At 71.6% G+C, this 26,104-nt stretch carries 20 protein-coding genes; 13 read left to right on the top strand and 7 right to left on the bottom strand.

Going from position 1 to position 26,104, the window contains the following annotated elements; genetic code table 11:
- Nucleotides 1–67: 67 nt before the first annotated feature.
- Nucleotides 68–2,149: an ATP-dependent DNA helicase gene (locus tag ACTVAJ_RS06905; protein ID WP_470387224.1), complete on the top strand. Its 2,082-nt coding sequence runs from the start codon at nucleotides 68–70 to the stop codon at nucleotides 2,147–2,149.
- A 75-nt stretch (nucleotides 2,150–2,224) separates the two neighbouring features.
- Here the strand turns inward: ACTVAJ_RS06905 and ACTVAJ_RS06900 are convergent, their stop codons facing one another.
- The gene (locus ACTVAJ_RS06900) at nucleotides 2,225–2,749 is read right to left on the bottom strand and encodes a DUF6315 family protein (protein ID WP_470387223.1); all 525 of its coding nucleotides are present in this window, start codon (nucleotides 2,747–2,749) and stop codon (nucleotides 2,225–2,227) included.
- A 155-nt stretch (nucleotides 2,750–2,904) separates the two neighbouring features.
- Entirely contained in the window at nucleotides 2,905–3,252 is a 348-nt protein-coding gene (locus ACTVAJ_RS06895) for a hypothetical protein (protein ID WP_470387222.1), read from the bottom strand.
- A 206-nt stretch (nucleotides 3,253–3,458) separates the two neighbouring features.
- On the opposite strand from ACTVAJ_RS06895, the gene ACTVAJ_RS06890 reads away from it, so the two are divergent.
- Nucleotides 3,459–4,994 (top strand): hypothetical protein, encoded by a 1,536-nt coding sequence (locus tag ACTVAJ_RS06890; RefSeq protein WP_470387290.1) that lies wholly within the window; start codon nucleotides 3,459–3,461, stop codon nucleotides 4,992–4,994.
- On the opposite strand, the gene ACTVAJ_RS06885 is transcribed toward ACTVAJ_RS06890, so the two are convergent.
- Nucleotides 4,937–5,728 (bottom strand): glutamate racemase, encoded by a 792-nt coding sequence (locus tag ACTVAJ_RS06885; protein ID WP_470387221.1) that lies wholly within the window; start codon nucleotides 5,726–5,728, stop codon nucleotides 4,937–4,939. The two genes, ACTVAJ_RS06890 and ACTVAJ_RS06885, sit on opposite strands and share 58 nt — an antisense overlap.
- Before the next feature lie 278 nt (nucleotides 5,729–6,006).
- Here ACTVAJ_RS06885 and ACTVAJ_RS06880 point away from each other — a divergent pair, with 278 nt between their 5' ends.
- The 5 genes from ACTVAJ_RS06880 (at nucleotide 6,007) to ACTVAJ_RS06860 (ending at nucleotide 11,866) form a co-directional block, all read left to right on the top strand.
- Complete coding sequence (locus ACTVAJ_RS06880) at nucleotides 6,007–7,452, top strand: FAD-binding oxidoreductase (RefSeq protein WP_470387220.1); 1,446 nt, start codon at nucleotides 6,007–6,009, stop codon at nucleotides 7,450–7,452.
- A gap of 59 nt (nucleotides 7,453–7,511) precedes the next feature.
- On the top strand, nucleotides 7,512–8,798 hold the full coding sequence (locus ACTVAJ_RS06875) for a class I SAM-dependent methyltransferase (protein ID WP_470387219.1): 1,287 nt from the start codon (nucleotides 7,512–7,514) through the stop codon (nucleotides 8,796–8,798).
- 127 nt (nucleotides 8,799–8,925) lie between these two features.
- Nucleotides 8,926–9,426: a hypothetical protein gene (locus ACTVAJ_RS06870; RefSeq protein ID WP_470387218.1), complete on the top strand. Its 501-nt coding sequence runs from the start codon at nucleotides 8,926–8,928 to the stop codon at nucleotides 9,424–9,426.
- A gap of 140 nt (nucleotides 9,427–9,566) precedes the next feature.
- Nucleotides 9,567–10,850 carry a sugar ABC transporter substrate-binding protein gene (locus ACTVAJ_RS06865; RefSeq protein ID WP_470387217.1) on the top strand — a complete coding sequence of 428 codons (1,284 nt, stop codon included), beginning with the start codon at nucleotides 9,567–9,569 and terminating at the stop codon, nucleotides 10,848–10,850.
- Between the two features lie 110 nt (nucleotides 10,851–10,960).
- Nucleotides 10,961–11,866, top strand: coding sequence for a carbohydrate ABC transporter permease (locus ACTVAJ_RS06860; protein ID WP_470387289.1), 906 nt, complete (start codon nucleotides 10,961–10,963; stop codon nucleotides 11,864–11,866).
- A 47-nt stretch (nucleotides 11,867–11,913) separates the two neighbouring features.
- On the opposite strand, the gene ACTVAJ_RS06855 is transcribed toward ACTVAJ_RS06860, so the two are convergent.
- Nucleotides 11,914–12,201 carry a hypothetical protein gene (locus ACTVAJ_RS06855; RefSeq protein WP_470387216.1) on the bottom strand — a complete coding sequence of 96 codons (288 nt, stop codon included), beginning with the start codon at nucleotides 12,199–12,201 and terminating at the stop codon, nucleotides 11,914–11,916.
- Between the two features lie 170 nt (nucleotides 12,202–12,371).
- On the opposite strand from ACTVAJ_RS06855, the gene ACTVAJ_RS06850 reads away from it, so the two are divergent.
- Nucleotides 12,372–13,268: a carbohydrate ABC transporter permease gene (locus ACTVAJ_RS06850; protein WP_470387215.1), complete on the top strand. Its 897-nt coding sequence runs from the start codon at nucleotides 12,372–12,374 to the stop codon at nucleotides 13,266–13,268.
- Nucleotides 13,269–13,348: 80 nt separating this feature from the next.
- Here the strand turns inward: ACTVAJ_RS06850 and ACTVAJ_RS06845 are convergent, their stop codons facing one another.
- The gene (locus tag ACTVAJ_RS06845; protein WP_470387214.1) at nucleotides 13,349–14,905 is read right to left on the bottom strand and encodes a long-chain-fatty-acid--CoA ligase; all 1,557 of its coding nucleotides are present in this window, start codon (nucleotides 14,903–14,905) and stop codon (nucleotides 13,349–13,351) included.
- 360 nt (nucleotides 14,906–15,265) lie between these two features.
- On the opposite strand from ACTVAJ_RS06845, the gene leuS reads away from it, so the two are divergent.
- From leuS to ACTVAJ_RS06830, 3 genes are all read left to right on the top strand, one after another.
- Nucleotides 15,266–17,761 carry a leucine--tRNA ligase gene (gene leuS, locus ACTVAJ_RS06840; protein ID WP_470387213.1) on the top strand — a complete coding sequence of 832 codons (2,496 nt, stop codon included), beginning with the start codon at nucleotides 15,266–15,268 and terminating at the stop codon, nucleotides 17,759–17,761.
- 92 nt (nucleotides 17,762–17,853) lie between these two features.
- Nucleotides 17,854–18,465: a hypothetical protein gene (locus ACTVAJ_RS06835; protein ID WP_470387212.1), complete on the top strand. Its 612-nt coding sequence runs from the start codon at nucleotides 17,854–17,856 to the stop codon at nucleotides 18,463–18,465.
- On the top strand, nucleotides 18,462–19,100 hold the full coding sequence (locus ACTVAJ_RS06830) for a hypothetical protein (RefSeq protein ID WP_470387211.1): 639 nt from the start codon (nucleotides 18,462–18,464) through the stop codon (nucleotides 19,098–19,100). The genes ACTVAJ_RS06835 and ACTVAJ_RS06830 overlap by 4 nt, the downstream gene beginning before the upstream one ends.
- A 22-nt stretch (nucleotides 19,101–19,122) precedes the next feature.
- Here ACTVAJ_RS06830 and ACTVAJ_RS06825 read toward each other — a convergent pair whose 3' ends face one another.
- Both ACTVAJ_RS06825 and lexA read right to left on the bottom strand, forming a co-directional pair.
- Nucleotides 19,123–20,196, bottom strand: coding sequence for an alpha/beta hydrolase family protein (locus tag ACTVAJ_RS06825; protein ID WP_470387210.1), 1,074 nt, complete (start codon nucleotides 20,194–20,196; stop codon nucleotides 19,123–19,125).
- Nucleotides 20,197–20,283: 87 nt separating this feature from the next.
- Complete coding sequence (gene lexA, locus ACTVAJ_RS06820) at nucleotides 20,284–21,000, bottom strand: transcriptional repressor LexA (RefSeq protein ID WP_470387209.1); 717 nt, start codon at nucleotides 20,998–21,000, stop codon at nucleotides 20,284–20,286.
- Nucleotides 21,001–21,648: 648 nt separating this feature from the next.
- Between lexA and nrdR the strand changes: the two genes are divergently transcribed.
- Together nrdR and ACTVAJ_RS06810 are read left to right on the top strand one after the other, a co-directional pair.
- Nucleotides 21,649–22,122 carry a transcriptional regulator NrdR gene (gene nrdR, locus ACTVAJ_RS06815; RefSeq protein ID WP_470387208.1) on the top strand — a complete coding sequence of 158 codons (474 nt, stop codon included), beginning with the start codon at nucleotides 21,649–21,651 and terminating at the stop codon, nucleotides 22,120–22,122.
- 68 nt (nucleotides 22,123–22,190) lie between these two features.
- Entirely contained in the window at nucleotides 22,191–26,084 is a 3,894-nt protein-coding gene (locus ACTVAJ_RS06810) for a vitamin B12-dependent ribonucleotide reductase (RefSeq protein ID WP_470387207.1), read from the top strand.
- The last annotated feature ends 20 nt before the right edge of the window (nucleotides 26,085–26,104 follow it).

Genomic DNA, 26,104 nt, shown 5'->3' with positions numbered 1-26,104 from the left:
GCGGGCCCGGCCGACCGGCCCTGTGGACAACGCACCGGCTGTCGCCCGCGGCGGGTACTGTCGATCCGTGGCAGATCTCCCCGACGTTCCCACCCTGCTCGACGCCGCCGTGAACGCCCTCGGCGGCAGCCGTCGCGAGGGTCAGACGACCATGGCCGACGCCGTCGCCGAGGCGGTCGACCGGCGCGAACACCTGGTGGTCCAGGCCGGGACCGGCACCGGCAAGTCCCTGGCCTACCTCGTACCCGCCGTCAGACACGCGATGGCGAAGGAGACCACCGTCGTGATCTCGACGGCCACCATCGCGCTCCAGAACCAGCTCATCGACCGTGATCTGCCACGCCTGGCCGCCGCGCTCGCCCCGCTGCTCCCGCGCGAGCCCACCTTCGCCGTGTTGAAGGGGCGGCGCAACTACCTGTGCCGCAACCGCCTGCAGACGGCCGACGAGGAGGCCGAGGACACCGAGCTCTTCGACCCCCGTCAGCTCTCCTCTCTGGGCCGCCAGGTCGCGCGGCTGCACGAGTGGGCCGAGGACACCGTCACCGGTGACCGCGACGAACTCGCGCCCGGGGTCAGCGACCTCGCCTGGCGCCAGGTCTCCGTGGGCGGCAACGAGTGCGTGGGCGCGCGGGCCTGCGCCTTCGGTCAGGAGTGCTTCGCCGAGTTCGCCCGCGAGGCCGCCCAGGGCGTGGACATCGTGGTCACCAACCACGCGATGCTGGCCATCGACATGACCCAGGGCCACCACATCCTGCCCGAGCACGACACGATCATGATCGACGAGGCGCACGAACTCGTCGACCGCGCCACCTCCGTGGCGACGGAGAGCCTCACCGAGCGCGCCGTGGGCACCGCCGCCAAGCGCGCCGGACGTCTCGTCGAGCCGGGGGTCGCCGAGCGCCTGACCGAGTGCGCCGACGGGCTCGGTCTGATGCTCGCCGACGCCCCCGACGGCCGACTCGACCACATCGACGACGGCCTGGCCGGCGCCGTCGCCGCCGTACGCGACGCCGCGGCCGCCTGCGTCAGCGCCATCGGCCCCTCCTCGGGGGAGTTCGACCCCGACACCGCCTCCGACCGGCGCCTGGCCCTGGCCGCCCTGGGGGAGGTCCACGACGCCGCGGTCAGTGTCCTGGAGTCCTACGAATCGCCCCTGCGCGAGCGCACCGAGGTCGTCTGGCTGACCAGGAGTCCGTCCCGCCCACCCTCCCTCCACGTGGCCCCGCTCGGTGTGGGCGGACTGCTGAGGGAGAAGCTCTTCGGTGACCGCACGGTCGTGCTCACCTCCGCCACGCTCACCCTCGGCGGCTCCTTCACCTCCCTCGCCCGCCAGTGGGGGTTGGGCCGCGAGGTGACCGAGGAGGCCGCCCAACGCGCCGCCTCGGGTAGCACCGACCCCGCCCCCGACCAGGCGCCCGACCCTGACGACGACGGGCCGCACCGTGCGGCGGGGGAGCCCCGCTGGCGCGGTCTCGACGTGGGTTCCCCCTTCGACCACGGGCGCAGCGGCATCCTCTACGTGGCCACCCATCTCCCACCGCCCGGCCGGGACGGTCTGGCCGACGCCTACCTGGACGAGATCGCCGAACTCATCGAGGCCGCCGACGGCCGCGCCCTGGGCCTCTTCTCCTCCATGCGCGCCGCCCAGCAGGCCACCGAGGCGCTGCGCGACCGGCTGGACCAGCCGATCCTGTGCCAGGGCGACGACTCCACCGGCCAGCTCGTCCGCCGGTTCGCCGAGGAGGAGCGGTCCTGCCTGTTCGGAACCCTGTCGCTGTGGCAGGGGGTGGACGTGCCCGGCCCGTCGCTGCAACTGGTGATCGTCGACCGGATCCCGTTCCCCCGTCCCGACGATCCGCTGGCCTCGGCCCGCCAGCGCGCGGTCGCCGCCCACGGCGGCAACGGCTTCCTGTCGGTGGCCGCCACCCACGCCGCCCTGCTGCTCGCCCAGGGCACGGGGCGGCTGCTGCGCTCCACCGACGACCGGGGGGTCATCGCGGTGCTCGACCCGCGACTGGCCACCGCGCGCTACGGGGGGTTTCTGCGGGCGTCGCTGCCGCCCTACTGGGGGACCACGGATCCTACGGTCGCCCGGTCGGCGCTGCGCCGTCTGTCGGAGCAGTCCGCGCCCGCGGCGGCGTCGGGCTGACCGGAAGTCCGGTGGACACCGTCGGTCCGTCCGCCGCGTGCGGCGACGGCCGGACCGGCGGCATCCATCGGAGGGTCAGCGGCGGTCCCGGAAGCCGAAGAGCCGGATGGCGTATCCGGGGGAGTCGTCCTCGGGCTCCTGGATGTACCAGCGGTCGTCGTGTTCGCCGACCAGGAGTTCGTTCCACATCATGTCGATGAGTTTGAGCCGGGACACCACCGAGGCCTCCGGGTCCAGCACGATCGAGTAGGCCTGGTCGGTCAGCCGCTGCGTGACCATTCCGACGGACTGGCCGTCCCAGATCGCGGGAACGGGGGCGTGGCCGACCTCCACCCCGCACAGCCGCAGCTGTTCGACCTCCTCCTCCAGCGCCTCGGCGGCCAGGGCGCCGTCCAGGCGCAGCGCGTCCTCCAACTCGTCGCGGTCCCCGTCAGCGCGCAGGTAGGCGTGGTAGGTGCGGTAACCGCACGTCCGGCACTTGCGCCAGACGACGCAGCGGGCCACGCCGTAGGCCGACTGCGCCTCGCCCACGCTCTGGTAGTCGCTCACTTCGCGGATCATGCCGCACTCGCAACACAAGGCAGTGAGATCCTGCTTCATCAGAGTCCCCCCTCCCAGGCGAGTATGCGATGGAAGATGCCCGTTAGGGAACCCGTTCGGCGAGGAAGTCGCGGCAAGGTGTCGTCATCAATGCCCAAAATGACCCGCTCGCGGGTTTCGCCCCGACCCGGGCAGGTAGGTCGGCGTGTCCGCCCTCAGTCGTCCATCGAGAGCCCGCGCCTGTTGCGGGCGCTCCAGTCGCGCATCCGCTGCGGGTATCCGACGATCTGGACGTCGTAGGCGGGCGTCGCCAGGCGGTTCGCCACCTTGCGGATCACGTCGGGGGAGCCGCAGCGGCGTCGGATCCACTCACCGTCGGTGGCCACCGCCACGGCGGTGGTCCGGGTGGCGAAGGTCTCGGGTTCGACGAAGAACTCCACTCCCACGCGGCTCTTGGCGAACTCGATCAGGGCCTTGATGTCGTCGTCCTCGGAGGCCCGGTCGAAGCGAGCCTTGCCCTTGCGGTTGGCCTTGCGGAGTCCGAAGCGGTCTCGCCATCCCATGGGAGTTCACATCTTCCGTCTGGAGCGGGTGGTCGGCCGACGTCCCTCGCCGTCGGGGATGCGGCTGGTCCCGATTCTAGGGGGGACGACCGTCCGTCGGACGGTCGCCGATGGCCCGGAGAACACCGGTTTCACGCGTTTTCCGGACAGCTCTGTCACCACGCTGCTACGTTCTGTTCTCACGTGGCACGACAGGGGGAGTGATGATGCCGATGTGGACATGGGCGGGGGAGACCTCGCACCGCCTGCGGGCGGCCGGCCAGGTCGACCTCGCCGAGGCGGTCATGAGCCTGCCGCAGCTGTGCGAGGCGGGGGAGGCGGCCCGGGTCGAGGCAGCCGCCCGCTCGGCCCTGCGCACGGCCCGTCGGCTGGTGGCCGAGGCCGGCGGTGAGCGGGCCGAGGTGCCGGGGGTCTTCGGCCCGCCCACCCTGCTCTACCTCGCGCACTGGCCCCTGGCCGTGCGGGTGGGCGCCCTGGCCGAGGGGCGGCGCGCCCTGGACCAGGCGGTCGCCGCCGCCGAGGGCGTGCCCGACCCGCGCGCGCACGGATCGCTGCCGGTCTCCGCACTGGAGACGCTCGTGCGCTGCCACGCCAACATCGACGCGGGCGGAAGCACGGCCGAGCGCGCCGAACTGCTCTCGTCACGACGGCTGGCCGGATGGGAGCAGACCCCGGCCTGGCCCTCGTTCTGTCTGGCCCGGGCCCACCTGCTCATCGACGAAGGACGGCCGGACCGCGCCGAGGCCGACCTGCGGCGCTTCGAGCACACCGCCACCGGCCCCGCGTTCCTCGGTTCGGAGGGTGTGTTCACCATGGTCCGCGCCCTGCGCCACCAGGACAGGCACACCGACGCCCTGGAGGCGCTGGACCGGCTCGAAGCCGAGGTCGCGCTGGGGGCGGGCACCCACGGCAGCCGTCACGTCGCCCTGCGCCGCCTGATCCGCTTCGAACGCGCACGGCTGCTGTCCTGGCTGGCGCGCCTGGGCCTGTACCCGTCCCGCGACGCCATCGTCCCCCTGCCCACCGTGGAGGAGGCCGAGGCCCACCCGAGCCTGCGCCCCGCCTGGGTGGAGGCCGTGGAGAACCTCGTGTGCCAGGGCGCGGTCCGCAACGACTGGCGGCTGGGTGTGCGGGTCACCACGTGGTCGCGCTACTTCGAACGGGTCGGGGCGCCCCGGCGCGGCGCGGAACTGGCCCTGGCCGCCGCCCGCCTGGCCGCGGGCCGCGGCGCGCACTGGGTGGCCACGTGCTCGGCCCGGCGCGCCCAACGGCTCATCGGGGAGCTGGGCCGTACGGAGGAGATCGTCGGAGACCTCGACGAGGTGCGCGCCATGGTCGCGGCCATGGCGCCGGTCCAACCGCTGGCCCCCGCCGACCGGATCCTGGACCACCTGCGCGCCCAGCCCGCGGAGGAGGTCAACCCCGAGGAGCAGGCGGAGCAGGTCAGCGCGGCGCTGGCGGTCATCCCGCACGACACGTCGCTGCTCACCGCCCTCGGACAGGTCGGCCGCACGCTCATGCTCTCCGACGCGGCCACCGAACCGCAGTGGCGCCACGTCCGTGAGCGGCCGGGGGACCAGCGTGCGGCGCTGTCACTGCTGGAGACGCTGATGCACGACAACGACACCGCCGGGGTGCGCGACCTGGTCCGCACGCTCGCCGCGGGCGCGCCGCACGATGTCGACTACCGGGTCGCCCCGGAGGCCGGGGCCGCCGTGGCCAGCGCCCGCCCCGCCGGATAGGCCAACGCGGCGGCGGGCAGCCGGGAGGGGCGCCCGCTGGCCAGTACGGACACCCGACCGGTGCGGTCACCGGGGGGAACGTCGCCGATCCGGCGCAGGGTCTGGGCGGCCACCGCGTCGGCCGCGGTGAAGGTGCGCACCCGCGGGCCCAGCGCCGCGGTGATGTGCTCGTCCACCAGGTCGTAGTGCGTGCACCCCAGGACCACGCCGCGCACGTTCGGCGGGGTCCGTTCGGCCGCGTAGGCCACGGCCTCGTCGATCAGCCGCGGGTCGGCCGACTCCACGGCCTCGGCCAGGCCGACACAGGCCACCTGGGTGACCTCCACCCCGGCGGCGAAGGTCTCGACGAGCCGGCGCTGGTAGGCGCTGCGGGTGGTCGCGGTCGTCGCCCACACGGCGACCGGTCCTCCGGCCGCCGCGGCGGGCTTGATCGCCGGAACCGTCCCGACGACCGGCACGCGCGGCTCGAACTCGGCGCGCAGGTCGGCGAGCACGTGCACGGAGGCCGTGTTGCACGGGACGACCACCGCCTCCGGGCCGTCTCCGCCGAGGGTCGCACACGCCGCGCGCGCCCCGGCCAGGGCGCGACCGATCACCTGTTCCGGGGTGCGGGGGCCCCAGGGCATGTGGTCGGGGTCCATGGACAGCACCAGGTCGGCGTCCGGTCTGGCCGCGTGCAGGGCGGCTGCCGTGGACAGCATCCCGATACCGGAGTCTACGAGAACGATGTGCACGGCTGCTGATTCTAGTCGGGCCGTTCCACGGCACCGCCCCGCCCGCCTCCGGTCGGCGTGGTGGTGCTCCTTCCCGGGTGTCCCGGACCACATCCGAGGTTGTGCGAGAAACGCCCAGGTGAACGGACTCCGACGGCGACACGATCACAAATGGGGTGGCACGAGACCGTTACCCGTAGGTAGAACAGAGGGGCATCGGCCCGTTCCCGCGACCCCTCCGGCGGGCCCCGGGTCGAACAACGCCGTGCGTCACGTGTACCGAGACCGGAAGCGGGAAGATGGCAACTCCACAGCAGGATACGGGCAGCGTCACCGGGGAGCGGCCGGGACTGGCCACGCACATCGCGGCGGTCCAGCGGCTGCGCCGGGAGTACCGGGCACTGCCCCAGGACGCCCCCGTGCGACTGGCCAAGTCCACCTCGAACCTCTTCCGCTTCCGCGAGCCGACCACCGCGCCGCCGCTGGACGTGTCCGCCTTCTCCGGCGTCATCTCCATCGACCCGGTGGAGCGCCTGGCCGACGTGGGCGGGATGACCACCTACGAGGAGCTCGTCGCCGCGACCCTCCCGCACGGCCTCATGCCGCTCGTCGTCCCCCAGCTGCGGACCATCACCCTCGGCGGAGCGGTCACGGGGCTCGGGATCGAGTCCTCCTCCTTCCGCAACGGCCTGCCCCACGAGTCCGTCCAGGAGATGGAGGTCCTGACCGGCGGCGGTGACGTCGTCACGGCCACCCGGGACAACGAGCACGCCGACCTCTTCCACGGTTTCCCCAACTCCTACGGAACGCTCGGCTACAGCCTGCGCCTGCGGATCGAGCTCGAACCGGTCTCGCCCTACGTGCACCTGCGCCACCTGCGGTTCCGCGACGCGGCCGAGGCCATGGACGCCCTCGCGCGGATCTGCGCCGCCGCCGAGCACGACGGACAGCCGGTCGACTTCGTGGACGGGGTGGCCTTCGGCCCCGACGAGCTCTACCTCAGCCTGGCCCGCTTCACCGACCAGGCGCCCTGGGCCAGCGACTACACCGGCACGGACGTCTACTACCACTCCATCCGGCGCCACGCGGGCAACGGTCCCGGCGACTACCTCACCGTTCACGACTACCTGTGGCGGTGGGACACCGACTGGTTCTGGTGCTCGCGCGCCTTCGGCGCCCAGCACCCCCTCGTCCGTCCGCTGTGGCCGCGCTCCCTCAAGCGTTCCGACGTGTACCGCAGGCTCGTCGCCTGGGACCGGCGCACCGACTTCTCCCGCCTGCTCAACCACTACCGGGGCAGGCGCCCCCAGGAACCGCTCATCCAGGACGTCGAGGTGGGTGTGGAGCGCGGCGCGCAGTTCCTCGACTTCTTCCACTCCCGGATCGGCATGAGCCCCGTGTGGATGTGCCCGCTCCGGCTCCGGGAGCCCCGGCGGTCCGGGGCGGGGGAGGGGGAGCACGTGTGGCCCCTCTACCCCCTCGACAACGACCGCCTCTACGTCAACTTCGGGTTCTGGGGGCTGGTCGACATGCTGCCCCGCCAGCGCCGGGCACACCACAACCGCCTGGTGGAGGAGGAGGTCGCGCGGCTCGGCGGCCACAAGTCGCTCTACTCGGACTCCTTCTACACCGAGGACGAGTTCTGGCGCCTCTACAACGGACCCGCCTACTCCCGTCTCAAGGAGTCCTACGACCCCGGGGGACGGCTGCTCGACCTGTACGCCAAGTGCGTGCGCAACCGCTGACACCGCAGACACCGGGCGGTCCCCTCCAGGGGCGCGCCCGGGAGAGGGAGGACGAGAACGTGCGGCTTGCAGAGATCTTCGAGCGGGTCGTCGGCCCCGACGCACCCATCCGTTTCACCGCCTACGACGGCAGTTCCGCCGGGGACCCGGACTCCGACGTCGCCCTCCGCGTGCGCACGCCGGTCGCCGTCAACTACCTGGCCCAGTCCCCGAACGCGGTCGGCCTCACCCGGGCCTACGTGTCCGGACACCTGGACGTGGAGGGCGACATGTACACCGCCCTGCGTCGGATGTCCGACTTCGCCCTCGCCAAGGGGGTCAACCTCTCCCTCGGCGACCTGGCCGCCATCGTCCGGTCCGTCGGCTGGGTCAAGTTCGTCAACCGCGTGGCCCCGCCGCCGCAGGAGGTGCGCAGGAGCAGACTCACGGGCCTGGGCTGGCGCCACTCGAAGGGGCGCGACGCCGAGGCCATCCACCACCACTACGACGTGTCCAACGCCTTCTACGAGCTGGTGCTGGGCCCGTCCATGACCTACACCTGCGCCGTCTTCGACGACGGGGACGGCGCGCTGGGCCGGGTGGGGGCGTTCGACGGCGCACTGGAGAGCGCCCAGTTCCGCAAGTACGAGCTGGTCTCGCGCAAGCTCGGGCTGGAGCGGGGCATGCGCCTGCTCGACGTCGGCTGCGGATGGGGCGGCATGGTCATGCACGCCGCCCGCGAGTACGGCGTCAGGGCGCTGGGTGTCACCCTGTCCAAGGAACAGGCCGAGTGGGCGGCCAAGCGGATCGCCCAGGAGGGACTGTCGGAGCTGGCCGAGGTCCGCCACATGGACTACCGGGACGTTCCCGACGGCAGCTACGACCGGATCAGCTCGATCGGACTGACCGAGCACGTCGGCGCGCGCAACCTGGACTCCTACTTCGCGTCCCTGTACGCCAAGCTCGTCCCCGGCGGCCGGCTGCTCAACCACTGCATCACCCGCCCGCGCAACGACCTCAGGGCCATGGACTCCAAGGGCGTCATCAACCGGTACGTGTTCCCCGACGGCGAGCTCGAGGGGCCGGGTGCCCTCCAGACCGCGATGAACGACGCCGGGTTCGAGATCCGCCACCAGGAGAACCTGCGCGAGCACTACGCGCTCACGCTCCGCCACTGGGGCGCCAATCTCGACCGGAACTGGGCCGAGGCGGTCTCCCTGGTGGGCGAGGGCACCGCCCGGGTGTGGCGGCTGTACATGGCCGGATGCGTGCTCGGCTTCGAGGAGGACGTCGTGCAGCTGCACCAGATCCTCGGGGTCCGCCTGGACGGCGCCGAAGCGCACATGCCGCTGCGTCCGGCGTTCTGAGCGCGCCCCGGTGTCCTCTCCTGTTCGCCGGGAGGGGACACCGGCCCGTCGGGCGGGCGCGAACGGGTCCGTGGCGGCATGATGGAAGCCGTCACACCGACCCGCAGCACCGTGAAGGGACCCGACAGTGTCCTCCGAACCCTCCGACGAGAACGTGCCGCAGAGTGACGGGGAGGCCTCCGCCCCGGACCTGCCCGACCGCGTCAAGCGCACCGCGATCGCGCTCGTGGGCGCCTACGCCGACCGCAACCGGGACGAACTCGACGAGGCGGTCCCCGCGGCCGCCGACGACGTCGACGACGTGATGTCGGAGCTGAAGGTCATCGCCGCCTTCCTGAGCCGCCGGGTCCAGCAGACCGGCGTGGTGTGGAAGCCCGCCGACTCACGCGAGGCCGTCGCCCGCACGGTCGCCGAGATGCTCCCGCCCGAGCTGGAGTTCGCCGTCAGCACCGCGTGGGAGGCGCACTCCGTCGGTGAGGAGGAGACCGCCGAGCGGTTCGCCCAGGGCGACCCCATGGTCTTCGTGCACATGCTCGCCGCGTTCAGCGCCGCCATCGGACTGGCCGTGTACCGGCGTCCCGAACTCGTGGCCACCCTCCGCCAGGTGACCGGACTCGCGCAGGACTGAGGGGGTTCGCGGCGGCCCCGGGGCCGACCTCTCCTAACGGCTCAGACACAAGGGCGTGTTGTTTACTTCACACGGGGCGTTTCCTTACGTAGGTTTCCTACCATCCCCCGGGACCCTCGAAAGGAACGGGAGGCGCGCCGATGGCACGCAGACGAGCACAGACTCACGTTCACCTCCCCGCCGCGGCGATGGCCGTGACCCTCGTCGCCACCGCCTGCGGTATGGGCACGGGCGGCGACCCCGTGCCCGACAACCTGGTCGTCTGGATCATGGAGGGCACCAACCCCGACGCGACGGCCTACTTCGACGCGGCCAACACGGACTTCACCGGGCGGACGGGCGTCGAGGTCGACGTCGAGTTCGTACCGTGGAGCGACGCCCAGAACAAGATCTCCACCGCCATCGCCGGAGGCACGGTGCCGGACGTGGTCGAACTCGGCACGACCTTCGTCCCCGAGTTCGCCGACTCCGGTGCCCTGCACGACCTGTCCGGCTACGTCGAGGACCCCTACGCCTACACCCCGAGCCTGCTCCGGATGGGGCAGATCGACGAGCGGATCTACGGCGTGCCGTGGTACGCGTCCATCCGCTCCGTCGTCTACCGCACCGACATCTTCGAGGAGCACGAACAGGAGGTTCCCGGGAACTGGGCCGAGCTGCGGGCGACCGCCATCGCGCTCTCCAAGGCGGAGGAGGACATGATCGCCTTCCCGATCCCCGGCGACGCGCAGTACTCGGTCATGCCCTGGATCTGGGGCGGCGGTGCCGAAATCGCCGTCCAGACCTCCGACGGCACGTGGGTGTCGGAGGTCGACAGCGACGGAGGCCGTGCCGGGATGTCCTTCTTCACCGGTCTGGCCGTGGAGGACGGCGTCTCCACCACCGGCGCGGTGAACTGGAACGAGATCGACGTGATGGAGTCCCTGGCGCAGGAGCGGGCGATCATGGCGATCTCGGGCAGCGCCAACCCCAGGGCGATCCTGGAGTCCAACCCCGACCTCGAGGGCAGGCTCGGCGTCTTCGTCATCCCGGGGCGGGAGGGCGGCTACACCGACTCCTTCGCGGGCGGCTCCCTCCTGTCGGTGTTCGAGGGGACCGGCCAGGAGGACGTCGCCTGGGAGTACGTCGACCACCTGACCGGGGACGAGTTCTCCTCGCGTTGGGCCCGGGAGACGGGGTTCTTCCCGGGGCGCGAGGAGGCCGTGACCGCGTTCGCCGAGTCCGAGGACCCGCTGGTCCGGCCGTTCGCCGTGCAGCTCAGCGCCGCCAGTCGCGGAACCCCCGTCACCCCGGCCTGGGGGCGGGTGGAGGCGGAGAAGGTCATCGTCGCCATGCAGCAGAGCATCCTCAACGGTGACGCCACGGTGGACGGGGCCACGGCGACGGCCGCCGCGGAGATCGAACGCATCCTCAACGGAGGCTGAGCGTGGGCACACCGGTCGGACTGGGGGAGCCACGCGGGACGGAGGAGGCCGCCCGCTCCGCGGCGGGGGCACACCTGCCGCGGAGCCGAGGCCGACGGCGGCCCCCCCTCCTGCGCGCGGCGGTCCGCCGGACCCTCCTGCCGTGGGTGCTGCTCGCGCCCGCGCTGACGGTCGTCGGGGTGCTCCTGCTGTTCCCCCTCGGACGGGTCGTGTGGTTGTCCTTCCGCGACTTCCACCTGCGCAACCTGGTCTCGGGTGAGTCCGAGACCATCGGGTTCGACAACTACGCCGCACTCCTGGGCGACCCGTACCTGTGGCGGGTCGCCCTGCCCAACACGGTGGTGTTCGCCGCGGTCGCGGTGGTCTCGACCGTGGTCCTGGGCACGCTGGTGGCGCTGCTGCTGTCCACGCTGCGTCCGCTCGCACGGGTGGCCGTCGTCTCCTGCGTGATGGTGGCCTGGGCGATGCCCGCGGTCAGCGGCACGTACGTGTGGATCTGGATCTTCGACGTCGACCACGGCATCGTCGCCCGGGCGCTGACATCCCTCGGTGTGCTCGGCCCCGAGGGGTACAACTGGTTCGCCGACCGCCTCTTCTTCTACGCGATCGTCACCCTCAACGTGGTGCACAGCGGCTTCCCGTTCGTGGCGGTCACGGTGCTCGCGGGGCTGCTGACCGTGCCCCGGGAACTGCACGAGGCGGCGCTGATCGACGGCGCGGGCGCCTGGAAGCGGTTCTGGCACGTCACGTTCCCCGTGCTGCGGCCGGTGTTCGCGGTGGTGACCGTGCTCTCCACGATCTGGGACTTCAAGGTGTTCGCGCAGATCTACCTCATGCCCGGAGGGGACGTGGGCGGGTCGCGGATGCTGAACCTGGGGGTGTGGGCCTACGTACGGTCCTTCGGCCACAACGACTACGGGGCGGGGTCGGCCGTCGCGGTACTGCTCACGCTGCTCCTGCTGGGGATCACCGTGCTGTACCTGCGCGCCCTGTTCAGGGAGGACGAGCTGCGATGACCGGTCGACCCGCGGGGGCGGTGGGCGGGGGCGGGGTCCGGGCCCGGTCAGGCGGTCCCCTCGACGAGCTTCTCGCGGACCCGGCGCCAGTCCACGGCGGCCAGGGGGCGCCGGTCCAGGTCCTCCAGGACCGCCTCCATCGTGCGCAGGTCGTGGTCGCCCAGGGGGCGTCCGTCGTCGTGGCCGCGGTTCACCAGGTTGTTCACGTACACGAACAGGCGCTGCCCGGAGGGGTCGGCCAGGGCGTGGCGCACGGCGCTGTCGCGGAACCGCGCGTCGTGCGGGATCCAGCTGACGACGACCTCGGTGGGGGAGGGGCCGGCGGACTCGTTCACGGTCTCACGCCGCCGTCTCCGATGACCACGCCGACACGGCCGTCACCCCTCCACCGTCGCCTCGGCGCCGCGGGCGCCCCTTCACGGACAGAGCAGGAGTCTAACGGCCTCCCCCGGGCGGCCCACCACCCGACCGGACCCGGTGCGGGGCACCGGGGAGAGGAGCCGTGTTGGACACGCGCGTAGCCGCACCCGACGTCCGCCTGCGGCAGGACCGTGTCGCCCGGGCCCGCCGCAGGGGTGGGGCGCTCCGGGCGCTCCGGGCAGCGGCCAGGTCGGCGGGGGTGGTGGCCCTGTTGGCCTTCACCCTCTTCCCCGTCTACTTCATGCTGGTCAGCGCCTTCTCCGCCCGGAGCACCTCCGGGACGGGCGCGCTGGTGCCGACGGACGTCACGTTCGCCAACTTCACGTACGTGATGACCGAGGGGGACTTCACGGTCTACCTGCGCAACTCGCTGGCGGTCGCCTCGATCACCGTCGTGGGCGCGTGCCTCCTGGCGCTGCTGGCCTCCGTGGCCGTGGCGCGGTTCCGCTTCCGCTTCCGGACATCGGTGCTGGTGCTCGTCCTGGTCGTGCAGATGGTGCCGTTGGAGGCCCTGGTCATCCCGCTGTTCCTCCAGGTGCGCGACCTGCGGATGCTCAACATGGTGCTGGGGCTGGGGGTGGTGTACGTGGCGCTGTCGCTGCCGCTGGCACTGTGGATGATGCGCGGGTTCGTGGCGGCGGTGCCCAGGGAGGTCGAGGAGGCCGCCTACATCGACGGCGCGTCGTGGCCGCGCATGTTCTGGTCGGTCCTCCTCCCGCTCGTCGCACCGGGCCTGGTGGCCACGGCGATCTTCTCGTTCATCGTGGCGTGGAACGAGTTCGTGCTGGCCCTGACCTTCATGCAGCAGAGCGACCGGTACACGGTCGCGGTGGGGCTGCGCCAGTTCTTCGGCCAGTACGCCAACGAGTGGGGGCACGTCATGGCCGCGTCCACGATCATCACGCTCCCGGTGATGGTCTTCTTCGTCCTCGTACAGCGCTGGCTGGTCGCCGGACTGGTCCAGGGCGCCGTGAAGGGCTGAGCGGGGGCGGGGACACGGGCGGCGGACGCGCGCCCCTCCCCGGGCGCCGGAAGGGGCTCGGGGAGGGGCGGGGAGAGGGGTCAGCGCAGTTCGCGCTTGAGGATCTTGCCCGTGGCGGTCATCGGCAGCTCCGTGCGGAACTCGACCCGGCGGGGGTACTTGTAGGCGGCGAGGCGCTCCTTGGCCCAGCCGACCAGTTCCTGCTCGGTGAGCGTGGCGTCGGCCTCCCGGATCACGTAGGCCTTGGCCTCCTCGCCGTGGGTGTCGTGCGGCACGCCCACGACGGCGGCCAGGCTGACCTCGGGGTGGGTCATCAGGACCTCCTCGATCTCGCGCGGGTAGACGTTGTAGCCGCCGCGGATGATCATGTCCTTGGACCGGTCGACGATGAAGTAGAAGCCGTCCTCGTCCCGGCGGGCGATGTCCCCGGTGCGGAACCAGCCGTCCCTGATGACCTCCGCGTTCACCTCGGGCCGGTTGTGGTAGCCCTTCATCACGCAGTGGCCGCGCACCGCGATCTCGCCCTCGTCCTCGGCGTCGTTCCACTCGGGGTCGATCAGCTTCATCTCCACACCCCACACGGGCAGGCCGATGGAGCCGGTCTTGGCCCTGACCCGGGGGTTGTTGAAGGAGACGACGGGGGAGGTCTCGGACAGGCCGTAGCCCTCCTTGATCCCCACGCCGAAGGTCTTCGTGAAGTCCTCGGAGAGCTGGCCGGGCAGGGAGGCGCCGCCGGAGACCGCGTCGACGATGTTGCCCGCGATCTTCTCCAGGTCGTAGGTGCCCGGTTCGGCCGACTGCACCGCGTTGAGCAGGCCCCAGTACATGGTCGGTACCCCGGCGAAGCCGGTGACCTCTTCCTTGTCCATGAGCTTGAGCGCCTCGTCGGGGTCGAAGCGCGGCATGAGGACCAGGGTCCCGTGCCGGTACAGGGCCGCGTTGAGCATGACCGTCTGGCCGAAGATGTGGAAGAGCGGCAGGACGGTGAGGGAGACGTCGCGGCCGTCGGGGTGGGCGTTGACCAGGTTGGCGGACCCGACCGCGTTCATCATCAGGTTGTGGTGGGACAGCTGGGCGCCCTTGGGCTTACCCGTGGTGCCGCTGGTGTAGATGATCACGGCGGTGTCGTCCGAGCTGGCCTGCACGCTCTCGAACGTGCCGGGCTGGCCGTCGAGGGCCTTCCACAGCGTCTCGGCCCCCTCGATGTCGGACTGGGTGGCGCCGGGGGAGGCGGGCAGGTCGATGTAGGTCTCGCAGGAGTCCACCTGGTTGAAGGCCTCGAAGGCGCGTTCACCCAGGGGGAGCTCGGGGGAGCCGGTGAACGCGAACAGCGCCTTGGCTCCGGAGTCCTCCAGGTGGTAGGCGATCTCGCGCGGGGTGAGGAGCACGTTGAGCGGGACGACCACGGCGCCGGCCTTGAGGGCGCCGAAGTAGACGAAGGGGAAGTAGGGAAGGTTGGGGCTGGCCAGTGCGACGCGGTCGCCCGGCCGGACGCCCCTGGCCACCAGGAGGTTGGCGACCTGGTTGGCGATCATGTCGGTCAGGGCGTAGGTCAGGCGCAGGTCGCCCAGGACCAGGCACTCCTTGTCGGGAACCGACCGGGCGCCGTCCTCCAGAAGCACGGACAGGTTGAGCATGGGGGCCTCCCGCTACGAGTGAGTGACGGACCCAGGTGTGGTCTGGGTCTCGTGGTCCGCGTCACGTGAACGGCAGAGTAACAAACCATCCGGTCGGTGTGCGGAATGGGGATCGGATCGAAACCTAACAGTGTTCGGAAACAGTTTCCAGGGTCGCCCCGCCGGGGGCGGGGAACCGGAGCGCAGACGGGTCCGGAGCGGTTCGGGCGAGGCTGCGGCGGGGGCTGTCCACAGGGTGGGAAACCGGTCCGCGACCCCGGGTGCGTACCGCTAACCTGGAAACTGCACGAGCGGACACCCGACCCGGATCGGCGTGCCCGCACGCGACCGACCCAGAGACCGGCTAAGGGAACATCAGCGATGACAGCGGTAGACGGCGACCAGAAGACGGGCGACACCTACGACGCCCGCGCCCTCCAGGACAAGTGGCAGGCGCGCTGGGCCGCTGAGCTTCCGTTCCAGGCCGACGAGGACCCCGGCGACACCCGGCCCCGCACCTACGTGGTCGACATGTTCGCCTACCCCTCCGGTGACCTGCACATGGGGCACGCCGAGGCCTACGCCATCGGCGACGTCATCGGCCGCTACCGCTTCCAGCGCGGCGACAACGTCCTGCACCCCGTCGGCTGGGACTCCTTCGGCCTGCCCGCGGAGAACGCCGCGATCAGGAACGACTCGCACCCCGCCGAGTGGACCTACGCCAACATCGAGACCCAGGCGTCCTCGTTCCGCAGGTACGGGATCGGCGTCGACTGGTCGCGCCGTCTGCACACCAGTGACCCCGAGTACTACCGCTGGAACCAGTGGCTGTTCCTGCGCTTCTTCGAGCGCGGACTGGCCTACCGCAAGGACGGCCAGGTCAACTGGTGCCCCCAGGACCAGACCGTGCTGGCCAACGAGCAGGTCGTCCAGGGCCGGTGCGAGCGGTGCGGCTCCGAGGTCGTGCGCCGCAGCCTGAACCAGTGGTACTTCAAGATCACCGACTACGCCCAGCGCCTGCTGGACGACATGGACCAGCTGGACGGCGGCCGCTGGCCGGACGAGATCCTGGCCATGCAGCGCAACTGGATCGGCCGCTCCACCGGTGCCGACGTCCACTTCGCCATCGAGGGCCGTGACGAGCCGGTGACCGTGTTCACCACGCGTCCCGACACCCTCTACGGCGCCACGTTCTTCGTCGTGGCGGCCGACGCCGACCTGGCCGACGAGCTGTGCGCGCCCGAGCAGCGCGAGGCCTTCGAGACCTACCGGTCCGAGGTCGCCAAGCTGTCCGACATCGAGCGCCAGGCCACCGAGCGCCCCAAGACGGGCGTGTTCCTGGGCCGGTACGCGATCAACCCGGTCAACGGCGAGCGCATGCCGGTCTGGGCCGCCGACTACGTTCTGGCCGACTACGGACACGGCGCGATCATGGCCGTGCCCGCGCACGACCAGCGCGACCTCGACTTCGCCCTGGCCTTCGACCTGCCGGTCAGGGTGGTGGTGGAGACGGGTGAGCCCGACCCGGCCGAGACCGGTACGGCCACCGCCGGCGAGGGAACGCTGCGCGACTCCGGGCCGCTGGACGGCCTGAGCAAGGCCGAGGCGATCGACCGCATCGTCGAGGTACTGGCCGAGCGCGGCACCGGTGCCGCCACCATCAACTACCGCCTGCGCGACTGGCTGCTGTCCCGTCAGCGCTACTGGGGCACACCGATCCCCATCATCCACTGCCCCTCCTGCGGCGAGGTGCCCGTCCCCGACGACCAGCTGCCGGTGGCGCTGCCCGAGCTCAAGGGCGCCGAGCTGGCCCCCAGGGGCGTGTCGCCGCTGGCCTCCGCCACCGACTGGGTCGAGGTCGACTGCCCCTCCTGCGGCGGGGCGGCCCAGCGCGACACCGACACCATGGACACGTTCGTCGACTCGTCCTGGTACTTCCTGCGCTACTGCTCGCCGAACCTGGACACGGCGCCCTTCGACCGCCGGGCCGTGGACCGGTGGGGCCCCGTCGACGACTACATCGGGGGCAAGGAGCACGCGACCCTGCACCTGCTGTACGCGCGCTTCTTCACCAAGGTCCTGTACGACATGGACATGCTCTCCTTCACCGAGCCCTTCCGCCGCCTGACCAACCAGGGCCAGGTCATCAACCAGGGCAAGGCGATGTCCAAGTCCCTGGGCAACGGTGTGGACCTGGGCAGGGAGATCGACGAGCACGGGGTCGACGCGGTCAGGCTGACGATGCTCTTCGCCAGCCCGCCGGAGGAGGACGTCGACTGGGCGGACGTGTCCGTCACCGCCGCCACCAAGTTCCTCAACCGCGCCTTCCGCGTGATCAGCGAGGCGGGCGCCGCCAGCTCGCCGGGGACCGACACCGCGGCCGGGGACACCGAGCTGCGCCGGGCCACCCACCGCACCATCGACCAGGTCACCACCCTGGTGGAGGCGCGCCGGTTCAACGTGGCCATCGCCCGGATCATGGAGCTGGTCTCGGCCGCCCGCAAGGCGATCGACTCCGGCCCCGGCGCGGCCGACCCGGCCGTGCGCGAGGCGGCCGAGTTCGTGGCCGTGGCGCTGTCCCTGTTCGCGCCGTACGTGGCCGAGGAGGGCTGGGAGCGCCTGGGCCACACGGGCACGGTCGCCGTCGGCAACTGGCCCGAGGCGGACCCGGAGCTGCTGGTCCAGGAGTCCGTGACCTGCGTGGTGCAGGTGCAGAGCAAGGTCCGGGACAAGCTGTCCGTGGCGCCCGACATCGACCCGGCGGAGCTGGAGCGGCTCGCGCTGGCCTCGGAGAAGGCCCGGGGATTCATCGGTGACAAGCAGATCCGCAAGGTGATCGTCCGCGCGCCGAAGCTGGTGAACATCGTCGTCGGCTGATCCGGCGTCTGGGGCGGCGGTCGCGACCGGCGGTCGCCGCCCCCGTGTGACACGCCGGAACGAGCCACGACCGACAGGGAGGCGGTGGCCGGGTGTCCCGATCCGGTAGGTCGGGTGGTCCGCTGGTACGCGGCGCCGTCATCGTGTGCGGTGCCGCGGTGCTCTCCGCGGTGGCGATCGGCGGCGGGCTCGTGTTGGCCGGCGGCGACCCCGACGTCCCCGGTACCGACGACGTCCACACCGCCGCCCCCGACTGCGCCGCCGTACCCGGTTCCGCGGTCGAGGAGGCCCTGCCCGGTGCGGTGCCCGAGGCCGTCGAGTCCGGTCCGCGGCCGGGCGGCGACAACGCCGTGTGCACGTGGAGTTCGCTGGGCGCCGCCGATGACCCGGGTGTGCTGCGGGTGGAGTTCTCCGCTCTGTTCACCGACACCTCCGGCGAAGAGCCCGTCGCAGGCACCGAACAGGCCGAACGGGCCCTGGCCGCCCTGGTACCACCGGCGAGCGAGGGAGTACGGCTCCCGTCGGACGTCGGGGGGCGCGTGTGGGCGGACGAGGCACGGGGCACCGCCGACCTGGCCTTCACCACCGACAACCTGCTGGTCCGGGTGGCCTACTCCGGTGTCTCCGGGGACGGGCCCGCCGACCGTGAGGACGCGCGTGAGCTGACCGTGCGCGTCGCGGAGCAACTCGTGGAGGCGCTGTGATCCCTCAGGCCCCCCGTCCGCCCGTCCCGGCGACGCAGCCCCAGAGCCGGGGGTGCGCGGTCGTCGGTGTCACGGCCCTGGCCTTGGTGGTGGTCCTGCTCATCGCCGGAGGCGTGTGGTTCGCCCTCAACCGCGAGTCCCTGGAGTCGGGTGACTTCGAGGCCGCACCGGAGTGCGCGTCGGGGGAGACCGAGGTCCTCGACGCCGCGGTCCCCTCGCACACCCTGGAGATCCAGGAGCCGCTCGGCGGCCAGCAGGACGCGTTCGGTACCGGCTGGCAGTGCCGGTGGGCCACCCCGGCGGGGCCGGGGGAGGCGGTGCCGTCGTTCGCGACTCTGGTGATGGTGGCCGCGCCCAACCCCGGCGGGATCGAGACGGCCACCGAGAACCTGCGGAACACCACCGCGAACCAGGACACGACCGCCGTGGACGGTGTCGGCGACGAGGCGGTCTCCTGGACCGACGAGTCCGACTTCCCGTTCGCCTGTGTGGGCGCCCGCGTGTCCAACCTGTACGTGGAGACCTGCTACGGCGCCGCCGCCGACTACGGTGTCGCGCGCGCGGCGGAGGCGCAACGAGGGGTGCAGACGGCCGAGGAGCTCGCCCGCGCCGTGGTCGCCGAACTGCCCGCCTGACCGGGGTGCCCGGCGGGGACGGTCACCAGGCTCGGTCGAGGAACTCCTCCAGGGCCGGGGCGACCTCCGGGGCGAAGGGTCGGTCGGCGTCGAGTACGGCGGCACCGGGCTCGTCCCTGAACTCACGGAACACGTGGTCGGCGCCGGGGACGTCGACGCGTTCGGCGTCGGCGAACCCGGTCATGAGGCGGTCCACGTCCGACCGGGTGATCTGGGCGTCCTGGTCGCCCCACAGCACCAGCACCGGTGTGCCCTCGGGGACGTCCCGGGCCAGTTCCACGGGGTCGAAGGCGTCGATCCAGGACAGGAAGGCCGCGTTCTGCTCGGAGTAGACGTTCTCCAGAGCGGATGACAGGCCGTCGGGCAGGGTGCGCCCGCCGCGCAGAGCAGCACGTCCCGCCCGGGCGTCGGAGAGCAGCTCGACGCTGTCGACCTCACCGAGCTGTTCGCGCGCCTCGGCCACGCGGACCCTCTCGGTGAGCTGGCGGTCGATGAGGTCCAGGTAGCGGGTTCCGGGTGGGGCTGCCAGGACCAGAGCGGGTGAGGCGGCCACGAGTTCGTGGGCGCGCAGGGCGAACAGGGCGCCCTCACTGTGCCCGACGACGGCGGTGCGCTCGGGGTCCACCTCGGACTGGGCGAGCAGCTCCTCGTAGGCGGCGGCCACCTGGCGGTCGAACACCTCGGGGGCGACCGGCTCGTCCGGGTCGAGGCCACCCAGTCCCGTCTCGCCGCTGCCGAGTTTGTCGTAGCGCAGCGAGGCGACCCCGGCCTCGGCCAACACCCGGGCGAGGTTGAGGTTGGTGTCGGCGTCGGGACGCGCCGACGCGTTCCCGTCCCGGTCGGTGGGGCCGCTGCCGGAGATGATGAGCGCGCCGGGCACCGTACCGACGGTTCCCGGGGGCGCGGTGAACGTCGCGAACACCTCCTCGCCGTCCACGGTGAACGACAGGTCCCGGGCCGATCCGTTGACTCCGGGCGGCGGGATCGGGGGAGCCTCGCCGGAGCAGGCGGTGGAGAGCAGGAGGCCGACGGTCGCGCCGACGGCGGCGAGCGTCCGCCAGCGGCCGTGTGCGGGGGAGGCGGTGGGTGTGGGCACGCTTCTCAGCTTAGGGCGTGCGCGGCAAGCACGTGTTCCGCCGCGCGACCGGCCCGTCGCCGACAGGCGGACGGGCCGGGGAGCGGGTCAGACGCGGCGCATGACCGTGACGACCTTACCGAGGATGGTGGCGTTGTCTCCGTTGATGGGCTCGTAGGCCTCGTTGCGGGGCAGGAGCCACACGTGGCCGTCCTCCTCGCGGCGCAGCACCTTGACGGTGGCCTCGTCGTCCAGCAGGGCGGCCACGATGTCGCCGTTGTTGGCGTCCTGCTGCTGGCGGACCACGACCATGTCGCCGTCGGTGATGGCGGCCTCCGTCATCGAGTCACCGACCACGGTGAGCATGAACAGCCGCCCCTCGCCGACCAGTTGGCGGGGGAGGGACAGCACGTCCTCCACGGACTCCTCGGCGAGGATCGGACCGCCCGCGGCGATCCGGCCGAGGAGCGGCACGGCGGCGGCGCGTGCGGCGTCGGCGGTGAACTCCGGGCGGTCCGCCTGCGCACCGGACGGGCGGCCGGGGGTGCGCAGTTCGACGGCGCGTGGGCGGTTCTGGTCGCGGTGCAGGTAACCCTTGCGCTGGAGCACCTTGAGCTGGTGCGCCACGCTGGAGGGGCTGGACAGGCCGACCGCGTCGCCGATTTCCCTTATCGAGGGCGGGAAACCGCGTTCCCGTACGTAGCGCTGGATACAGTTCAGCACGCTCTGCTGACGCGCCGTGAGTTTGGGAGCGTCGGGCGTCGGCCCGCCCGCGTCGCCCACGGGCGAGAGGACGGTGGTGGTTCCGGGGTTCTCCTCCGGCACGGCCGGGCCTCCTCGGCGTTCGGTTCGGTCAGGGCCTGCTTGTGTGACTGGCCACGTCCGATCCGCGACCGCGCCGACCCGTGGGCCCACGTGATGGCGAAACCGGAGTGAAATCAACGTCAACATTAGTCGTTGCGGACGGTGATATCAAACAAGCGTTCGAGGGGTCGGACAATTGCGCACGCGTTTTCGCGGTCAATTCCCGGCCTCCACTTACGTGTACACGTGTACCCGTGCCGGTGTCCCGGGAATGCGTCAACAGAGTGTGTCCGTGTCCCCCGGGGTTCGCCGTTTCCCGCCGGGGTTCGCGCGCCGACCCCGGCGGGCGCGATGATGGCGACTCCCGGGTGCCCTGTGCCTCGGCGGCCGAACGGCGCGCCGGCGCTATCCTGGGAGGCGGATTTCGGGCGGCCCGGTCCACCGTCCGCGGGCCGTCCGCCGCCCCCCTCCCCCTCCGTGTTCCGGCTGTCCGGGCCCCTGCCTGCGGCCGCCCGGGCGTGCGTGGAGCGCGCGTACGTCCAAGGTTGCGCCGCCATGCGTGGGCGTCTAGGTTCGACCACAACATCTGGGTGTGTCGGGGAGGTTGTCGTCCAGAAGTTGTGGTTAAGTGGACGTGCGGGTCGTCGCGAGGGAAGCAGGTGAACAGGGATGCATTGTCCGTTCTGCCGCCATCCGGACACCCGGGTGATCGACAGCAGGTCCACCGACGACGGTGCGGCCATCCGCCGCCGACGGTCCTGCCCCGTGTGTGAGCGCAGGTTCACCACCCAGGAGACCGTCCTCCTGATGGTCGCCAAACGCTCCGGGGTCACCGAGCCCTTCAGCCGTACCAAGGTCATCGCCGGGGTGCGCCGGGCCTGCCAGGGCAGACCCGTCTCCGAGGACGCCCTGGCCAAGCTCGGGCAGCGGGTCGAGGAGGAGATCCGCAGCCGGGGCATGGCCGAGGTCCCCGCACACGAGATCGGACTGGCCATCCTCGGGCCCATGCGCGAACTCGACGAGGTCGCCTACCTGCACTTCGCCAGTGTCTACCGCGGCTTCGAGAGCCTGGCCGACTTCGAGGCCGAGATCGCCAGCCTGCGTCAGGACCACGAGGCCGGGCCCGGCGCGGACGGGGAGTAACACCACCACCTCCACCGCATGGCCCGGCCCGGGCCGGGCCGTCGACGCGTTCTCAGGGGGATGCCGTCATGACGGAGAACACGAGTGACCGGACGGGACGCGGGGGACTCGGGATGGGGCGTGTCCTCACCACACCCGGTGTCCATCCGTACGACACCCTCGAATGGGAACGCCGCGACGTCGTCATGACCAACTGGCGCGACGGAACGGTCAATTTCGAGCAGCGCGGTGTGGAGTTCCCCACCTCGTGGTCGATGAACGCCACCCAGATCGTGGCGAGCAAGTACTTCCGGGGGGCGCTGGGAACCCCCGAACGCGAGTGGAGCCTCAAACAGGTCGTCGACCGCGTCGTGGGTGCCTACACCGAGGCCGGCCGCTCGCACGGTTACCTCGCGGGAGACGAGGACGCCCAGACCTTCGACCACGAACTCAAGTACGCGCTCGTCCACCAGCTCTTCAGCTTCAACTCGCCGGTCTGGTTCAACGTCGGCACGACCTCACCGCAGCAGGTCTCGGCGTGCCAGCCCCGCGGTGCGAGGGTGAGTACACCGGCCGGGCTCGTCCCCATCGGCGAACTGGTGGACGACGACGCGGTCGGAACCAAGGTCTACGACGGACACGGCCTGACCCGTGTCGTCGCGACCAGGGCCAACGGGACCAAGCAGGTCCTGCGCCTGCACACCGGGGCAGGGCACCCGCTCGACGTCACCGAGGACCACCTGGTGTGGCGGAGCGGCGGGAGCGGTCCGTCCCGGGGACGCTTCGTACCCGCGGGGGAACTCCGGCCGGGTGACCTCCTCCAGTGGCACAGGAGGGGCTCCCACGGTGAATCCGAGATCCGTCCGGGTGACATCGCCCAGGCCGCTCTTGCGGGCTGGCTCCAGTGCGCCGGATCCGTCGTTTGGTACGGGGGGACCGACCGGTCACCCACCATCGAGGCGACGACCGCCACCCCGTCGGAGCTGGAGTGGGTGACCGCCGCGCTCGACGAGGTCCTTCCGGAAGCGCAGCGTGGGGAAACCCCCGTCACGGACCGCGGCCGGTCCCCGGACCGCCGACGCACACGCTCGTACGGAACGGGTCTGGGCGGGTTCGTCGAGAGGTGGGGGCTGCGTACGCGCGGCGCCGACACGGCGGTCCCGCCCTTCCTGTTCACCGCTCCGCTGCCGGTCGTGCGCGCGTACCTGCGCAGCGTCTTCCAGACCGGGGGCGGTGCCGCGGACCGGGAACGCCCGACGCCCGTCGGCCTGGACATGCCCTCCGAGGAGTTCGTCCGGGGGGTCCAGAGGCTCCTGTTCCGTTTCGGAGTCCTCTCCCGTGTGCGCAGGAGGGTGGAGCGGGGGCAGAGCCGCCGTGACCTCTGGTCGCTGGGCATACCGGCTCCGGGGGACCGGAGCGCCTTCCACGCGGAGATCGGTTTCGTCGACGGGGCCGGGCCGCCGGAACCGGAGCCCGGCCCCGAACGCCCCGGTGGGGCGGCGGGCGCGACGGAGCATCTCGAAGTCTCCCGTGTCGAGTGCCTCGGGCCGATGGAGGTCTACGACATCCAGACCGAGAGCGGTGAGTACCTCTCGGAGAACATCCGCGTGCACAACTGCTTCATCCTCTCCGTCGACGACACCATGGAGTCGATCCTGGACTGGTACAAGGAGGAGGGGATCATCTTCAAGGGCGGCTCCGGCGCGGGTGTGAACCTGTCCCGTATCCGCTCCAGCCGGGAGCCGCTCTCCTCCGGCGGTACGGCCTCGGGTCCGGTCTCCTTCATGCGCGGTGCCGACGCCTCGGCCGGGACGATCAAGTCCGGCGGCGCCACCCGCCGGGCCGCCAAGATGGTCGTGCTGGACGTCGACCACCCCGACATCGAGGAGTTCGTCGAGACCAAGGCGCACGAGGAGCACAAGATCCGCGCCCTGCGCGACGCGGGATTCGACGTGGACCTGGGCGGCGCCGACATGTTCAGCGTCCAGTACCAGAACGCCAACAACTCGGTCCGGGTCTGCGACGCGTTCATGCGCGCGGTCGAGGACGGCTCCGACTTCGGCCTCACCTCCCGTACCACGGGCGAGGTCATCGCCACCGTCGACGCCGGGGAGCTGTTCCACCGCATGGCCCGTGCCGCCTGGGAGTGCGCGGACCCGGGCATCCAGTACGACGGTGCCATCCAGGACTGGCACACCAACCCGGAGACCGGCCGGATCAGCGCCAGCAACCCGTGCTCCGAGTACCTCTCCCTGGACGACTCCTCCTGCAACCTCGCCTCGATCAACCTGCTGAGGTTCCTGCGCGAGGACGGCACCTTCGACGTGGGGACGTTCACCCGCCTCACGGAGCTGGTGTTCACGGCGATGGACATCTCCGTCGCCTTCGCCGACTTCCCCACGGAGAGGATCGGGGAGACCACCCGCGCCTACCGCCAGCTCGGCATCGGCTACGCCAACCTCGGCGCCCTGCTGATGGCCACCGGCCACGCCTACGACTCCGACGGCGGACGCGCCGTCGCCGCCGCGATCACCTCGCTCATGACGGCGACCGCCTACCGCCGCAGTGCCGAACTGGCCGGGGCGGTCGGCCCCTACGCCGGGTACGAACGCAACGCGCGGGCGCACCGGCGGGTCATGCGCAAACACGCCGCCGCCAACGACGACCTGCGCACCGTCACCGCGCTGGAGGAGCCGATCCACGAGGCGGCCACCCGGGAGTGGTCGGAGTGCCTGCGTCTGGGCGAGCGGTACGGCTGGCGCAACGCCCAGGCGAGCCTGCTCGCACCCACCGGGACCATCGGCTTCATGATGGACTGCGACACCACCGGCATCGAGCCGGACTTCTCCTTGGTCAAGTTCAAGAAGCTGGTCGGCGGCGGGTCGATGCGGATCGTCAACCAGGCCGTCCCGCGCGCCCTGCGGACCCTGGGTTACCAGGACGAGCGGATCGAGGCCATCGTCGGGTACGTGTCCGAGCACGGCCACGTCGTGGACGCCCCCGGGCTGAGCCCCGAGCACTACGGGGTGTTCGACTGCGCGATGGGCCGCCGCTACATCGAGCCCATGGGCCACGTACGCATGATGGCCGCCGTGCAGCCCTTCCTGTCCGGGGCCATCTCCAAGACGGTCAACGTCCCGGAGGAGGCCACGGTCGCCGACTTCGAGCACCTCTACCTGGAGGGGTGGCGCAGGGGACTCAAGGCGCTGGCCGTCTACCGGGACAACTGCAAGGTCGGCCAGCCGCTGTCCACCGGCGCCTCCGGGGCGGAGGCCGGCGCGGCCGGTCCCCGGCCCGCCGAGGAGGTCCGTCCGGTCCGCCGCCGCCTGCCCAAGAAGCGACCGAGCCAGACCACCTCGTTCTCCGTCGGCGGCGCCGAGGGCTACATCACCGCGGGCTCCTACCCGGACGACGGCCTGGGCGAGGTGTTCCTGAAGCTCGGCAAGCAGGGCTCGACCCTGGCCGGGGTGATGGACGCCTTCTCCATCGCCGTCTCCATCGCGCTCCAGTACGGGGTCCCGCTGGAGACCTACGTGGAGAAGTTCACGAACATGCGCTTCGACCCGGCCGGGGTGACCGACGACCCGGACGTCCGCATGGCGCAGTCGGTCATGGACTACATCTTCCGCCGTCTGGCCCTGGACCATCTGCCCTACGAGGAACGCGCCGCCTTGGGCGTGTTCTCGGCCGACGAGCGCAGAGCCCGGGTCGAGGGGGAGGACCCGTCACAGGTGGCCGCCGAGGTGGAGTCCCTCGCCCAGTCGGCCGCCACCAGCGACACCGTTTCCGGGGGCGCCGACGCACCGTCCGCGGGGGAGGAGGGGACGGAGCCGGACGAACCGCACTCCAGCACCGAGCTGATGGAGCGGCAGCAGGGGTTCGTCGCGGACGCCCCGTTGTGCATGACCTGCGGCACGAAGATGCGCCCGTCCGGGAGCTGCTACGTCTGCGAGGGCTGCGGAGCCACCAGCGGGTGCAGCTGACACCCGGAGCGAGACCGTCC

The sequence above is a fragment of the Nocardiopsis sp. KDC1DS13DA1 genome (assembly GCF_055632325.1).
This window is presented reverse-complemented; position numbering and strand designations above follow the sequence as displayed.